The organism is Brevundimonas diminuta ATCC 11568 (assembly GCF_000204035.1).
Lineage (GTDB): Bacteria > Pseudomonadota > Alphaproteobacteria > Caulobacterales > Caulobacteraceae > Brevundimonas > Brevundimonas diminuta.
Genome location: NZ_GL883086.1, coordinates 1251705 through 1265852, shown reverse-complemented (window position 1 = coordinate 1265852; position 14148 = coordinate 1251705). Strand labels below are relative to the sequence as shown.

At 67.5% G+C, this 14148-nt stretch carries 16 protein-coding genes and 2 pseudogenes; 11 read left to right on the top strand and 7 right to left on the bottom strand.

The window, feature by feature from the left end; translation table 11 throughout:
- The first annotated feature begins 28 nt into the window (after positions 1-28).
- The 4 genes from BDIM_RS10040 (at position 29) to phhA (ending at position 2896) form a co-directional block, all read left to right on the top strand.
- Positions 29-583, top strand: coding sequence for a DUF2059 domain-containing protein (locus BDIM_RS10040; RefSeq protein WP_040345692.1), 555 nt, complete (start codon positions 29-31; stop codon positions 581-583).
- A 296-nt stretch (positions 584-879) separates the two neighbouring features.
- Positions 880-1395, top strand: a complete 516-nt coding sequence (gene rplJ / locus BDIM_RS10035) for a 50S ribosomal protein L10 (RefSeq protein WP_003165479.1) — start codon at positions 880-882, stop codon at positions 1393-1395.
- A gap of 55 nt (positions 1396-1450) precedes the next feature.
- Positions 1451-1831, top strand: a complete 381-nt coding sequence (gene rplL / locus BDIM_RS10030; protein ID WP_003165478.1) for a 50S ribosomal protein L7/L12 — start codon at positions 1451-1453, stop codon at positions 1829-1831.
- A gap of 189 nt (positions 1832-2020) precedes the next feature.
- The gene (gene phhA / locus BDIM_RS10025) at positions 2021-2896 is read left to right on the top strand and encodes a phenylalanine 4-monooxygenase (protein ID WP_003165476.1); all 876 of its coding nucleotides are present in this window, start codon (positions 2021-2023) and stop codon (positions 2894-2896) included.
- A 254-nt stretch (positions 2897-3150) separates the two neighbouring features.
- Here phhA and BDIM_RS10020 read toward each other — a convergent pair whose 3' ends face one another.
- The 5 genes and pseudogenes from BDIM_RS10020 to BDIM_RS10000 form a co-directional block, all read right to left on the bottom strand.
- Positions 3151-4581 carry an alkaline phosphatase PhoX gene (locus BDIM_RS10020; RefSeq protein WP_003165475.1) on the bottom strand — a complete coding sequence of 477 codons (1431 nt, stop codon included), beginning with the start codon at positions 4579-4581 and terminating at the stop codon, positions 3151-3153.
- Between the two features lie 91 nt (positions 4582-4672).
- Complete coding sequence (astB, locus tag BDIM_RS10015; protein WP_003165474.1) at positions 4673-6007, bottom strand: N-succinylarginine dihydrolase; 1335 nt, start codon at positions 6005-6007, stop codon at positions 4673-4675.
- Positions 6004-7431, bottom strand: a pseudogene (gene astD, locus BDIM_RS10010) (succinylglutamate-semialdehyde dehydrogenase); the annotation flags it as partial. The gene astB and the pseudogene astD, both read right to left, overlap by 4 nt.
- A 208-nt stretch (positions 7432-7639) precedes the next feature.
- Entirely contained in the window at positions 7640-8647 is a 1008-nt protein-coding gene (locus tag BDIM_RS10005; protein ID WP_003165472.1) for an arginine N-succinyltransferase, read from the bottom strand.
- A 4-nt stretch (positions 8648-8651) separates the two neighbouring features.
- Positions 8652-9907: pseudogene (locus tag BDIM_RS10000) on the bottom strand (hydrolase).
- A 117-nt stretch (positions 9908-10024) separates the two neighbouring features.
- On the opposite strand from BDIM_RS10000, the gene BDIM_RS09995 reads away from it, so the two are divergent.
- Complete coding sequence (locus BDIM_RS09995; protein ID WP_003165469.1) at positions 10025-10483, top strand: hypothetical protein; 459 nt, start codon at positions 10025-10027, stop codon at positions 10481-10483.
- A gap of 26 nt (positions 10484-10509) precedes the next feature.
- Complete coding sequence (locus BDIM_RS09990; protein WP_003165468.1) at positions 10510-10851, top strand: ArsC/Spx/MgsR family protein; 342 nt, start codon at positions 10510-10512, stop codon at positions 10849-10851.
- Here BDIM_RS09990 and BDIM_RS17570 read toward each other — a convergent pair.
- Positions 10848-11072 (bottom strand): hypothetical protein, encoded by a 225-nt coding sequence (locus BDIM_RS17570; protein ID WP_128720271.1) that lies wholly within the window; start codon positions 11070-11072, stop codon positions 10848-10850. The genes BDIM_RS09990 and BDIM_RS17570 overlap by 4 nt on opposite strands.
- 139 nt (positions 11073-11211) lie before the next feature.
- On the opposite strand from BDIM_RS17570, the gene BDIM_RS09985 reads away from it, so the two are divergent.
- Positions 11212-11565, top strand: a complete 354-nt coding sequence (locus BDIM_RS09985; protein ID WP_003165467.1) for an ArsC family reductase — start codon at positions 11212-11214, stop codon at positions 11563-11565.
- A 3-nt stretch (positions 11566-11568) separates the two neighbouring features.
- Here the strand turns inward: BDIM_RS09985 and BDIM_RS09980 are convergent, their stop codons facing one another.
- Positions 11569-11805 (bottom strand): DUF2188 domain-containing protein, encoded by a 237-nt coding sequence (locus BDIM_RS09980; protein ID WP_003165466.1) that lies wholly within the window; start codon positions 11803-11805, stop codon positions 11569-11571.
- Positions 11806-11981: 176 nt separating this feature from the next.
- On the opposite strand from BDIM_RS09980, the gene BDIM_RS09975 reads away from it, so the two are divergent.
- The 4 genes from BDIM_RS09975 to BDIM_RS09960 all read left to right on the top strand — a co-directional run.
- Positions 11982-12359, top strand: coding sequence for a DUF6249 domain-containing protein (locus BDIM_RS09975; RefSeq protein ID WP_003165465.1), 378 nt, complete (start codon positions 11982-11984; stop codon positions 12357-12359).
- Between the two features lie 26 nt (positions 12360-12385).
- The gene (locus tag BDIM_RS09970; RefSeq protein WP_003165464.1) at positions 12386-12943 is read left to right on the top strand and encodes an RNA polymerase sigma factor; all 558 of its coding nucleotides are present in this window, start codon (positions 12386-12388) and stop codon (positions 12941-12943) included.
- The gene (locus BDIM_RS09965) at positions 12933-13364 is read left to right on the top strand and encodes a hypothetical protein (protein ID WP_003165463.1); all 432 of its coding nucleotides are present in this window, start codon (positions 12933-12935) and stop codon (positions 13362-13364) included. Before BDIM_RS09970 ends, BDIM_RS09965 begins: the two co-directional genes overlap by 11 nt.
- Positions 13365-13508: 144 nt before the next feature.
- The coding region (locus tag BDIM_RS09960; protein WP_040345687.1) for a tetratricopeptide repeat protein at positions 13509-14148 on the top strand (640 nt) is incomplete at its 3' end.

Here is a 14148-nt window from a genome sequence, read left to right as displayed (position 1 = left end):
TGGGTGTGGCCTCGCTATGGAGAATCCGATGTCGCCCGTTCTGTCCGCTGTCTGTTTCACCCTTGTCGTGATGGGAGCGACCTTTGCGGCGCCCGTCCATGCTCATGCGTCGCTCGAGGAACAGGCCAAGGCCTCTGTGCAGGCTCCGGACAATCGCGCGGCCTTGACCCGTCGCTATCTGGAGTTGACCACGGGCGGCATCGACAAGCTCGTACAGCAACTGGTCAGCGATGAACTCATGGGCATGGCCGACGAGATGCCGGCCGAACAGTTGGAGTGGTTCCGCGCCAATACCGTCATCATCCTGCGGCCCCATATGGATGGACTGATCCAGAGCTTGAGCGACGATATCCAGACGCGCTTCACCGAGGCCGAACTGGAGGCTTTGGTCGGCTTCTACGACACGCCGCAGGGGCGCGCGATCGCCGCCAAGCAGATGGAGATGGGCGGCGCCTTGAACCAAGCCATGCAGGGCTTCCAGATGGCCTATCTGCAAGATTTGATGACCAAGTTTTGCGGCGCCTTTGACTGTGAGGCCATGACCCGACAGGCGGCGGGCGGAGCCAAGCCCTCCAAGCGTTGATTTTCCCGCCGGGCCGTGTATAGAGCCCGCATCTCGTCAGGGCCTCGGCTCTGGCGATGCCTGTCCGAGAACTTCGGGATGCGGGGGTCGCCCGCGTCGTAAACGTCCAGAGAGCCCTCTGGCGCCGTGGGGAGATGGGGATGCAAAGACCTTTTGCCTGCCGGCATCCGGCGGGCGGGCTACGCTTCCTTCGGACAATAAGACCGGCCTGAACGCTGTGCAGCGATGCATGGCGCTTAAGCCAAATCCGTCGTCGGGAATAAGCCCGGCGGCGAATACCAAAACTGGAGACCACAATGGACCGCGCACAAAAAGCCGAGTCGATCGAATCGCTGAAGAGCGTGTTCGCCGACGCGGGCGCCGTGGTCGTGACCCACAACCTGGGTCTGACCGTTGTGGAGATGGAAGACCTGCGTGGTCGTCTTCGTAAAGAAGGCGGCGCGTTCAAGGTGGTGAAGAACCGTCTGGCGCTCAAGGCGCTGGGCGTCGAGGAAGGCAGCGAGTACCACAGCCTGTTCAAGGGCCCCGTGGGCATCGCATACGCCGCCGATCCCGTCACTGCCGCCAAGGTCACGGCCGAATTCGCCAAGGGCAACGACAAGTTCGTCATCCAGGGCGGTTTCATGGGCGACAAGGTTCTGGACGCTAAGGGCGTCGAGGCCCTGTCCAAGCTGCCGTCGCTGGACCAACTGCGCGGCAAGCTCATCGGCCTGCTGCAAGCCCCGGCGACCAAGGTCGCTGGCGTCCTGCAGGCGCCGGCCGGCCAACTGGCGCGCGTCTTCAACGCGTACGCGACCAAAGACGCCGCCTAAGCCCCGTCATCTCTGCATATCTCTCTGAACCTCATCCTACCGAAGGAAGACTAAAATGGCTGATCTCGCCAAAATCGTTGAAGAACTGTCGGCTCTGACCGTCCTGGAAGCCGCTGAACTGTCGAAGCTGCTGGAAGAGAAGTGGGGCGTTTCGGCCGCCGCTCCGGTCGCCGTCGCCGCCGTCGCCGGCGCTGCTGAAGCCGCTCCGGCTGGCGAAGAGCAAACCGAGTTCACCGTTGTCCTGGTTGACGGCGGCGACAAGAAGATCAACGTCATCAAGGAAGTCCGCGGCGTCCGCACCGACCTGGGTCTGAAGGAAGCCAAGGACCTGGTCGAAGGCGCTCCGCAGCCGGTCGTCGAGAACGTCTCGAAGCAGACCGCTGAAGAGCTGAAGAAGAAGCTGGAAGAAGCCGGCGCCAAGGTCGAAATCAAGTAAGATTTCGGATCTGGCCTCTGGATCTCCAGAGACAGCTTTCAAAGCGAAGCGGGTCGGAGGGAAACCTCCGGCCCGTTTTCTTTTGCGCCGCGCCGCGCCAGGAAAGCGCTGCAACAGCCGTGCGTGACGTGGACGAAAACGCGCGCTAATCTGCCCCGAAAGGCCATCAGAGCCGTGAGGAGCGTCCCCATGTCCGACTTCGAGCACGTTTTCGAGCAGCCGCCGGAAGGCGCCGCCGCCGACTGGACCATCCCTCAGAACTGGTCGGCTTATACCGAGGTCGAGCATCAGACCTGGAACACCCTATACGAGCGGCAGATGAAGATCCTGCCGGGTCGCGCCAGCGAGGCCTTCCTGCGCGGCCTGGACGCGTTGGACCTGAACGCAGGCGGCATTCCCGACTTCGAGGTCATCAACCCCAAGCTTCAGGCCCTGACCGGCTGGACCGTGGTCTGCGTGCCGGGGCTGGTGCCGGACGAGGTCTTCTTCGACCACCTGGCCAACCGCCGCTTCGTCTCGGGCCAGTTCATCCGCAAGCCGGACCAACTGGATTACCTGCAGGAGCCGGACATCTTCCACGATGTGTTCGGCCATGTGCCGATGCTGACCGACCCCGACTTCGCCGCCTATATGGAGGCCTACGGCAAGGGCGGGCAGCGGGCGGCGTCGCTGGGCATGCTGCCGAACCTGGCGCGCCTCTACTGGTACACGGTCGAGTTCGGCCTGATGCAGGAAGCGGGCGAGCTTCGCATCTATGGCGCGGGCATCGTGTCGTCGGCGACCGAGAGCGTCTTCAGCCTGGAAGATCCCTCGCCGAACCGTTTGGGCTTCGACCTGGAGCGGGTGATGAAGACCCTGTACCGCATCGACGACTTCCAGCAGGTCTATTTTGTCATCGACAGCATCGAACAGCTGAAGCGTGAGACGCTTCAGGACTTCGGCCCGATCTACGACCGTCTGCAAGGCGCCGAGGCTCTGCCGATCGAGGCCGTGCTGCCGACCGACAAGGTGTTCACGCACGGCACCCAGGCCTACGCCGCCAAGGGCGGGCGGTTCGCGGCATAGGCGGCGCATCTTCTCCCTCCCCCTGAAGGGGAGGAAGAAAAAACAGAGTCCAATTCGTCTGAAACGTCTGAATCTCTCCTCTGCGGCGGCGCGGGGGAGGGATCATCGCATGGGCGCAGGCGACAGTGTGAAAGCGCGGGTCTACGCGCGGCGACGCCGGAATTTGTCTGCGTTTGGACGGTGAGGATGCGCTGACAGCCCTCTGTCCGTCACCCTCGGGACAGGCCCGAGGGGGACGGTATGGGGGAAGGGCCTCAGACCCTGAACCGCTCCCACGGGCCGGTGACGGCCAGGGTCATGCCGGGCGAGTACAGGTTCACGAACATGGTCTGGCCGTTCGGGGCCCAGCAGACGCCGGCGAACTCGGTGTTCGACTCATCGGCGTCGTGGCGCATGGCGTTGCGGGCGATGGCGTAGACGCGGCCGTCGGTGGTGACGCCCTTCACATGCTGGGTGCCGACCTGCTTGTCCTCGCAGCCGATGACGTGGCCGTTCGGGGCGATGGCGATGTTGTCGACATAGTCCAGCACGGCGCGGTCGCCCGCCTCGACGAACAGCTCCAGCACGCCCGGTTGGGCGGCCTCGTCCGACTGGCCCTCGCGCGGGCTGGGGACGTAGCGCATGATCTGGCCGTGACGGCCGACGCCGCCCGAGGTGCAGGTGAAATAGAGGTGGTCCCCCGCCCAGTGGACGCCTTCGCCGCGCGCGAATAGGGCCGCGCCCGAGGCGTGGCCGCGCAGGGACAGGTCGCCGTCGGGGCTTTCGACGTGATCCAGATCGACCCAGCGCACGGCCAGGCGCTGGCCCTGGCGCCACAGGACGTCGTTCCAGTTGCGGGTGTCGCCGCGCGCCTGATCGACCAGGGCCAGGGCCTGAAGGCGGCCGCCCGCCTGCAGACGGCGCGGGTCGGTCGGCAGGTAGCGGTAGAAGAGGCTCTCGGCCGTGTCCTCGGTCATGTAGACGACGCCGGTGCGCGGATCGATGCAGGCGGCCTCGTGCTTGAAGCGGCCCATGGCGCGGATCGGGGTCGGATCGACCAGGCCGGTGGCGCGCGACGGAACCTCGAACACCCAGCCGTGGTCCTGAGGCAGGCCGTCCTTGGTCCCGGCGACGATCTCTTCGCAGCTCAGCCACGAGCCCCAGGGGGTGACGCCCCCGGCGCAGTTGACCGCCGTGCCGCCCAGGCTGAGGTGCTGGCGCTCGGTGCGGCCGGTCCTGAGGTTGTAGACGACGGTGGTGGTGCCGCCGCCCAGCGGAGCGACCGCGCCGTTCTCATCGAGATAGACGCCGTAGACGCGGGCGCGGTCTAGGTCGCCGACCAGTCGGTGATTGGCGCCCCAGGCGCTGGCGTTGAACTCCAGCGGATTGACCTCGTGGTTGCGGACCAGGATCACCCGGTCCTCATCCAGCCCGAAACAGCCCATGCCGTCGAACTTGTCGGGGGTCAGCAGGCCGTCGGCCATGGTCTCGCCCGCCTGGGACGCCACGCGGTAGGAGAAGCCCTCGGGCAGGTCCAGCAGGCCGTAGGGGTCGGCCTTCATCGGGCCGTAGCCGAACACCTCGTTGCGCGAGGGGCCGTCGACGAAGCCGCCCGGTTCGGCGGCGACGGCGTGGGCGCGTTTGGCGTAGCCCGACAGGGCGAGGGCGGCGGCGGAGGCCATGAAGGCGCGGCGTGAAGCGATCATGCCCCGTGCTTACGAGCGGTGCATTACGGTCCGATGACGGCGGCTTGACCGCAGCGTGACGAGGGCTGCGGCCGATGGTCCTGTCTGAGGGTCAGATCCGCTGGAACGGATAGAAGCCGCCGCCGAGGTTCAGGATCTGCGTCAGCTCGTCCAGCGCGCCGCGCGTCTCGTCCAGCAGGGCGGGATCGGCCAGGTCGTGCGCCGTCAGGCTGTCGCGATACCAGCGACGGCCCCAGTCCGACAGGCGGGCGTGAAGGGCGTCGGTCAGGCGCATGGCCGGATTGGTCGCCGCCAACTCGGCCTCGGTCAGAACGACGCGCAGGCGCAGGCAGGCGGGACCGCCGCCGTTGCGCATCGACTGGCGCACGTCGACGTATTCGACATGGCCGATCGGGCCGTTGGAGGCGGCGAGCCCTTGCGCGACCGCATGGCTGCGCGGGTTGTCGCGCGTCTCGGTCGGGCAGATCAGGGTCAGGCGGTCCTGCCCCGGAACCCGGATCAGCATGGAGTTGAACAGGTAGGAGCTAATGGCGTCGGCCAGCGGCAGGTCGGCGGCCGAGACCTCGACGAACTGCGGCTCGAACCCGTCGGCGGCGGCGCGGATGGCGGCCTTGGTCGCGTCCGTGTCCTCGAAGGCCAGCTCATGGAAGAAAAGGGTGTCCAGGGCCCCGACGCAGACCACGTCGTTGTGGAAGGTGCCGCCGGCGATGGCGGCCTTGCCCTGACGCGCCAGGACGGCGCCGGACGCTTCGTGGCGGCGCATGATCGCCTCGGACGCCTCGCGCGTCTGGCGGGCGGGGTAGGGACCGTCCCAATGCTCCCAGGCCTCGCGGCCCCAGACCATCAGATTGACGCCCGCCTCGCCGTGATCGCGGCATAGGCGGACGTGGTTGGCCGCCCCTTCGTCCGCCAGATGGGCGACCGAGGGCAGGGCGTCGTGGACGGCGAAACGGCTGGCGTCGGGGAAGAGGGCGTCCAGCGCGCGCTTCGTCTGATCGTGCTCAAGGCTGCGGTGCAGGTTGGTGATCAGATTGGCGGGGGTGAAGTGGACCCGGCCGTCACGTGCGTCGGCGCTGGGCGTCACCGTCGCGGCGTTGGCGGCCCACATGGGCGAGGCCGAACAGGCGGCGGCGGCGAAGGAGGGCGCGTCCTTCCATGCGCGCTCCAGCACTTGAGCGTCGGAGCCCGAGAAGCCGAGGTCGCGCAGGAAGGGGATGTTCGGCCGCTCATGCGGAGGCAGGACGAACTGGGGCAGGCCCAGGTCGGCCAGGGTCTTCATCTTGTCGAGGCCCTGCAGCACGGCCGCGCGGGGGTTCGACGCCTCGCCCTTGTTCAGGCTAGACGCCAGATTGCCCGGCGACAGCCCGGCGTAGGAGTGGGTCGGCCCGATCAGGCCGTCGGCATTGGCCTCGACAGCAGAAGTCATGCGCGCAAGCCCTTGATCTCGTTTTCGATGTTCTTGACCGATCCCGCCTCGAAGCTGGCGACCGGATAGGCGCAGTAGTCGGCGGCGTAGTAGGCGCTGGGGCGGTGGTTGCCGCTGGCGCCCAGGCCGCCGAAGGGCATGTCGCCCGCCGCGCCCGTGGTCGGGCGGTTGAAGTTCACCACGCCCGCGCGGATGCGGTTGATGAAGCGGTCCCAGTGCTTCGCATCGTCGCTGACCAGACCAGCGGACAGGCCGTATTTGGTGGCGTTGGCGGCGGCGATGGCGGCGTCGAAGGTCGGGACGCGGATGACCTGGAGGAAGGGAGCGAACATCTCCTCATCCTCGACCGCGACGCCGGTGACGTCGATGATCGCAGGCTTGACGAAGGCGCCCGGCAGGTTGTCGACCGGACCCGAGGCGCGGATCACGCGCGCGCCCGCGTCGATGCGCTGTTGCAGGGCGGCCAGCGCGTTGCCGGCGGCCTTCTCGGAGATCAGCGGCCCGGCGTAGGGTTCGGGGTCGCTGTCCCACGGGGCGAAGTTCAGGCGGTCGGACATGGCCCCCACGGCCTCGACGATGGCGTCGCCCTGCGCGCCTTCCGGCACGATCAGGCGGCGCGCGCACGAGCAGCGCTGACCAGTGGTGACGAAGGCGGACTGGACCACGATGCCCGCGACGGCTTCGGCGTCGGCGGCGTCCCAGACGACCAGGGGGTTGTTGCCGCCCAGCTCCAGCGCCAGGATGACATGGGGATCGTCGGCGAACTTGCGCCGGAAGTGGGCGCCCGCCGCGCCCGAGCCGGTGAACATCAGGGCGTCGATGGGCTGGTCCAGCAGGGCCGCGCCGGTCTCGCGTCCGCCTTGCACCATGTTGAACACGCCCTTGGGCAGGTCGGCGGCGTCCAGGCATTCGGCCATTAGCTGGCCGGTCAGGGGCGTTTCCTCGGACGGTTTGAACACGACGGTATCGCCCGCCAGCAGAGCCGGGACGATGTGACCGTTGGGCAGGTGGCCGGGGAAGTTGAACGGGCCGAGCACCGCCGAGACGCCGTGCGGGCGGTGACGCAGGGTCGCGCGACCGAAGGCGGTCTCGCTGCTGCGCTCGCCGGTGCGCTCGTCATAGGCGCGGATCGAGATGTCGACCTTGCCCGCCATCGAGGCCAGTTCGGTCTTGGTCTCCCACAGGGCCTTGCCAGTCTCGCGACTGATGGCTTCGGCCATTTCGGGGGCGCGGTCTTTAAGGATGGCCTGATAGCGTTTGACCGCGTCGATGCGGTCCTGGCGCGGGCGGTCGGCCCAGTCGGGGAAGGCTGCGCGGGCGGCCTCGACGGCGGCGCCGACCTGTTCGGTCGTGGCGGCTTCGCCTTCCCAGACGGTTTCGCCGGTGGCGGGGTTGGTGGAGATGAAACGGGTCATTTGAGTTCTCCCCTTCTCCCCTTGCGGGAGAAGGTGGTCGCGGCAGCGACCGGATGAAGGGTTGCGGCGACGTCTGACGGGGCGGTGCTGTAGTTAAGATAAGAGGCGGACGTCGCGGCGACACCCCTCATCCGACCTGCTTCGCAGGCTGCCTTCTCCCACAAGGGGAGAAGGGCGTTTTTGTGCGCTACCGCCTTCGGCTGCTTGAGCGCGGGTATCACGACTTCACCCGCACCGTGGCGCCGTCCTTGATCTTCAGGGCGGCGGCGACGTCGGGGGTCATGTGAACGGTTTCGCCGTCCACCAGGACGCGGGCGCGCACGGCGCGGAAGGCCGAGACGCTGTCGGTCGAGACGAGGCTGGGCAGTTCGACCTCGACCTCCTTCTCGATGCGAGCGCTCAGGACGCGGGCGTCGCGGACGGTGCGGATGTTGTCGCGGCCGCAGGCCACGGTCGGACCGGCGTCGAAGATATCGACCAGGCCGTTGGGGCGGAAGCCTTCGGATTCCAGCAGGGCCATGGCGGGCACGCCCTGCGGGTGGACCTTGCCGATCACGGCGCGGGCCGGTTCGGGCAGCAGGTCGATGTAGATCGGGTGGCGCGGGGCCAGGTCGAGGATGAACTGCTTGTCGGTCGAGCCGCTCATGCGGTCGGCGTCGTCGAAGTCCATGGGGAAGAATTTGTGCGCCACATGATCCCAGAAGGGGCAGTAGCCGTCGGGCGTGAAGACGCCGCGCAGTTCGGCCAGCACGTTGTCCGCGAACAGGTCCGGCTGGGCCCCGATCAGCATGTAGCGCGACTGGCTGAGCAGGCGCCCGGCGCCGCCCTTGCGACGATCGGCCTTGAGGAACAGGGAGCCGACCTCGGTCCAGCCGGTGCATTCATTGACCAGCACCAGGGTCTGATGGTTCAGCTTGATGCCCAGCGAAGGCGACTGGACCGTGTTGTTGACCACGCGGAAGCTGAAGAAGGGGCGCTTCAGCCCCACCGTCGCCTTGACCGAGCCGACGCCGTCGATGTCGCCCGTGTCGCCGTCTTCCAGCATCAGGGTGTACCAGGCTTCCTGCGGCGGGATGCGGCCTTCGAAGCTGGCCTGGCTTAGTTCCAGGCGCTCGCTGAGGACGTCGGCGTCCTCGGGTAGGCTGGTGAAGCCGGGGCCGGACAGGATGGCCAGTTCGAGCAGGTGATGAAGATCGGCGGGGCCGGCGGGGCGAACAACGAGCATGCGGTTACATCGTCTCCAGTCGGAGCTGTTTCAGTTTGAGGGCGTCGATCTCGCCCGAGGCGATCTTGCACAGGATCAGGGCGGACAATTGCGCCCGTTCCACGAAGCTGGCGGGCCAGGCGAACTCCTGGTCCGAGTGAATCTCGCCGCCGATGACGCCCAGGGTGTCGACGTTGGGCAGGCCCGCGGCGTGCAGGTTGTTGCCCTCGCAGACGCCGCCGGACGGCTTCCAGGCGATGGTCTGGCCCAGCAGGTCGCCGGCGTCGCGGACGGCGTGGAACAGGGCGGTCTGGCTGGCGTCCATCGGCTTGGGCGCGCGGGTCATGCCGCCGTGCAGGTCCAGCGTCAGGCCGGGGAAGGGCGGCTCGGCGGCGAGGGCGCGCACCGTTTCGTCGATCCAGGTCGCGCTCTGGGCGTCCGGCACGCGGACGTTGAAGCGGACCACGGCGTTGTCGGCCACGACGTTCAGGGGCCGCCGCCGGCGATCTTGGCGACGTTGACGGTGACGCCCTCGCGCTGGCCGTTCAGGCCGTGCAGGTGGGCGGCGATGATGGCGGCGCCCGCGACGGCGTTGGCGCCCTCATGGAAGGCGCGGCCCGCGTGGGCGGCCTTGCCGGTGACGATCAGGTGGAAGTTGCCGCTGCCCTTGCGCTCACCCGCCAGGGTTCCGTCGGACAGGGCGGGTTCATAGGTCAGGCCGACGTGGCCACGCGCGCCCAGTTCCGCCAGCAGGGGCGCCGAGGCGGGCGAGCCGATCTCTTCGTCGGGGGACAGAAGCACGGTCCAGCCGACGCGGGCCTTGTCGGGATGGGTCTCGAAGGCCTCCAGCGCGGCCAGCATGACGCTGATGCCGCCCTTCATGTCGGCGATGCCGGGGCCGTTCAGGGCGCCGTCGTCGCGCGTGACGACGGTCTGGAAGACGCTGTCGGCGGGGAAGACGGTGTCGTAGTGGCCGGTCAGCACGACCTGAAGCGGGGCTTCGGGCCGGGCGACGATCTTCAGGCAGTCGGCGTAGCTCTCGGCTATGACCGCGCCGCTGTCGGCGACGGTGGTGGAGCCTTGCGTCGGCACGCGCTCGACCGTGGCCTGGGCGAAGGCGGCGCGCGCCGTGGCGTCCAGAACGTCGAGAATCCGCGCCAGCCCTTCGGCGTGGCGGCTGCCTGAGTTGATGTTGGACCAGTCGACGGCGCGCTGGACAATGGCGTCGCCTTGGGCCGCGACGTGATCGAGCACGGCCTGATCTTGAGGTTCGATCCGCATGGCGGCGACCCTAGACGGGCGGGCGCCAAAGGTGAAGGTGGGGCGATATCTCTTTCACGCACTTGGGATTTCGGCGCGGAGCGGGATAGTTTCGCCGCCTCAGTCAGGGAGTCGCGCATGAACCGACGGATCGCACCGCCCCAACCGTTCGCCCCGGTCGATTCGACCGAGACGGCGAGGGCGCTGGCGCGCGGCAGCGCCTGGGCCTTCTGGATCTGGGCGGGCGTGGGCCTGATGCAGGCCGGGCTGGTCTGGTTCCTGAGCGCGCCCGAACAGGCGGAGTTCCGCGGGGCGACAACGGGTTTCGCGGTGGTCTTCTCGGCCGTCGCCGCCGTGCTGGGCCTGGTGCAGTGGCGCCGTCCCAACCGCATCCTGCCGGTCTTCGGCCTGGCCTGGGCGCTTTATGAACTGAGCGCGATGTCGGTCAGCCTGATGGTCGGGGCGTCGCCGGCCGCGCCGGGGCTGCCGGGCTGGAGCGTCGGCGTGGCGGGAGCCGGCATGGTGCTGTGCCTGTTGCTGCACATCGGCGGCCTGCGCGGGGCGGGGAAGCTGGCGCAAGACGGCCTCAAGGCCTAGGTGAGGGCGCAGACAGGAGCCTGACCATGACCGTCACCCTTTACCACAACCCGAAATGCTCGACCTCGCGCAAGGCGCTGGAGCTGCTGCGCGAGCGCGGGACCGAGCCGACGGTGGTCGAGTATCTGAAGACCGGCTGGGACGCCGAGACCCTGAACCGTCTGGCGCGCGAGACGGGCGGCGGGCTGAAGGGCCTGCTGCGCAAGAAGGAGACGAAGGCCGCCGAGCTGTTGGCCGCCGACGCGGATGACGCGACGGTCCGGGCCGCGATGATCGAGAACCCGGTCCTGGTCGAGCGCCCGATCGTCGAGACGCCCAAGGGCGCGGCGATCGGTCGGCCGGTCGAGGCGGTGCTGGAAGTTCTTTAGGGGCTCTTGGTTTTCCGAGCTTCAGCCTCCTGCGCTCGAATATGGGCTTCAATGGCCTCTGCCGCCTCTGCGGGGACTTCGACGCGGGCTTCAACAGATTGTTGGACGCCTGCGATCTTGCCCGTCTCAACAGGCGTCGTCACCTTTGCACTGACTTCATGACGGGGCTCGGAGCAGGCTGATATGAGCGCCAGGGTCGTTAAGGCTGCTGCACGCTTCATGTTCGCCTCCGTTTGATAACATGACTCTTTCAAGTGAAGGTTGGTTCGTCGAGTGAAGATTTCTTCATGCGACGAGAAAATTGACCCCTCCGCGCTTCGATGTCAGACCCCGGCTGTCCGTCACGCTTGGAGTTCGCCCATGACCCGCACCCTGTATGGCATCAAGGCCTGCGACACGATGAAGAAGGCGCGCGTCTGGCTGGATCAGAACGGCGTGGCCTATGATTTTCATGACTACAAGGCCGCAGGCGCGGATCGCGCCGAGGTGGAGCGCTGGGTCGCCGAGCATGGCTGGGAGAAGGTGCTGAACCGGGCGGGCACGACCTTCCGCAAGCTGTCGGACGCCGACAAGGCCGACATCGACGACGCCAAGGCGGTGGACCTGATGCTGGCCCAGCCGTCGATGATCAAGCGGCCGGTGCTGGACCTGGGCGACGGGCGGACGCTGCTGGGCTTCAAGCCGGACGTCTACGCCGCCGCTCTGAAGGGCTGAGGTTCAGTCCTCGACGGCGGTGGTCGGGCGGTCGTGGCCGTCGGCGCGCTCTGTGACCCACTGGCCCGAGGCGTCTTCATATTCGATCCAGAACGTGCGGTCCGGCACGCGCTGTTCGCGCGCCGCGGCCGTGGCCGCCGCCAGCGCCGCTGCGTGGCTGGGGAAGGTCTCGGAATAGCTGTCGCCCAGTTGGTAGGCCCAGCCGCCGTCGTGCTGGACGATGCGATAGGTGATGGTCATGCGCCGCTCCGAAGGGATCGGCTACAGCGTTGAACGCCGTTTCGGGCGTGTCGAGTCACGCTGTGGTGACGCATTACGAAGAGTTCATGCGCGCAACTGCATCCATAGGCGATCATCGCCGCCTCTTGTGATCAGAAGGCCGCCGCATCAGGCTCGGCCGAACAGGGGTCAAACTCATGGACGAAGTCCTCATTCCGCTGACATTCTTTGCGATGATCGCGGCCATCGTTCTTGTGCCGTCGTGGCTGAAGAGCCGCGAACGGCGCGAGATGCAGGCCACGTTGCGAGCCTCCATCGAGAAGGGGCAGTCCCTTCCGCCGGAAGTGATCGAAGCCATCAGCAAGGACAATGCGAAGTCGGTCCCGACGGCCGCGCGCGACCTGCGGGCGGGCGTGATCCTGCTGTCGGTCGCGATCGGCATCGCCCTGTTGGGCTATGCGGTCAGCTTCGCCGACTTCGACGCCTTCTATCCCATCGTCGGGGGCGCCGCGATCCCCGGCATGATCGGTCTGGCCTTCATCATTCTGAGCTTCTTCAACAAGAACAAGGGCTGAGGCGGGTCGGAACAGGGAAAGCCGTCATGGCCCGAGACTTACGCGATCTGCACGACGTCGAGTTGGCCGGGCTTGCGGCCGGCGGCGGCCGCCGCGAGTTCGGCGAACTGGTCCGTCGGCACGGCTCGGCGGTGCGGGGCCTGCTGCGCCGCATGGGCGCCCAGCCTGCGCTGGCCGACGACCTGGCCCAGGACGCCTTTCTGCTGGCGTTCGAGAAATGCGCCGAGTTCCGGGGCGAGGGCACCTTCGCTGCCTGGGTCAAGCGCATCGCCGCCCGCATGTATCTCAAGCGCATTTCGAAGGAGGCGCGCTATGTGGCTGAAACCGAAACGGAAGATGTCGCGCCCGCCGTCGACAGCATCGGCCGCGTCGATCTGGATGAGGCCCTGCGCGGTCTCAGCGAGGCGGAACGCCTGTGCGTCTCCCTGTGTCACGGCGCGGGGCTGTCGCACCCGGAAATCGCCGCGGCCATGAATTTGCCGCTTGGAACGGTGAAATCTCATGTCAAGCGTGGTCTGGATAAACTTCGGGCCCGGCTCCAGCCGGGGCCGGTTGCAATCGGGAGCGCATCCCATGTCGGCTGATGAATTCGACCCGACGATCGAGCGCCTGTTCGCGCAGACGCCGCACTTTCCCGATTCGGTCTTCTTTGAAGCGGATGTGGCCGCGCGGCTGAACAAAGCCTCGCGCGTGCGGTCTGTGGCCCTGTCGGCGGCGGGGGTGATCGGGGGCCTGATCGCGATGCACGAACTGCTGGGCGTCAACTTCCATGTGGGACCGGATGGATTCTCCGCCCAGGCGGGCGGCGTGATCGATTCGGCCGGCTCCCAGGCCGGGATTCAGGGCGGGCTGGCGCTTCAGTCGCTGCTGGAGCGGAGCGGGCTGGGCGATGCGGCCCTCGGCTCCATTGGCTCCATGGGCGGGATGCAGATGTTCTGGGCCACGGCCGGGGTGTTGGTCGCCTTGCTGGCGGCGGGCGTGGTGAAGCTGTCGCAACAGATCTGAGCGCCGTTTTCCCGCCCCAGTCCCGGCTTAGGGCTGGAAAAAGCCGTTTCGCGCCCAACGCCTGCGTTGCGGCCGTGACGCCGAACCTCTAGGGTCGCGGCGTTTTTATGATCGGCCTTGGCTGCATTTTTGGGGCGACGTTTCGTGGTTGATGTCTTCGAACAGGTCGAGGAGGAGCTTCGCTCCGAACGCTATAAGCGTCTGGCTCGCACCTGGCTGCCGATTCTGGGCGGCCTGCTGGCGGTCGCCCTGGTCGCCGCGCTGGCCTGGTGGGGCTGGCAATCCTATGTGAGCTCGCAGGCCGACAAGGCCTCGGCCGCCTATGAGCAGGGCGTTCAGGCGCTGCAGGCGGGCAAGCCCGCCGAAGCCAAGACCGCCTTCGCCGAGTCGGCCAAGGCGGGCGGCGGCTACAAGGCCCTGGCTTTGATGCAACAGGCGGGTCTGGCCCAGGCTGAGAACAAGACGACCGAGGCCGTGGCTCTGCTGGATGAAGCCGCCAAGGCCGCCAAGGATCCGATTCTGTCCGACATCGCCGCCCTGAAGGCGGTCTTCCTGGTCATGGACACGGCCTCGCTGGAAGACGTGCAGAAGCGCCTGGAGCCGCTGACCGGCGACAAGCGCCCGATGCAGGCCTTCGCCCAGGAAGCCCTGGCCATGGCCCAGCTGCAGCACGGCAAGACCGCCGAGGCGCGTCAGGCCTTCGTGCAGCTGCAACTCGGCCAGGACGTGCCGGACCCGGTGCGCCAGCGCGCTCAGGCCGCCGTTCAGGCCGTCGACACCGGCA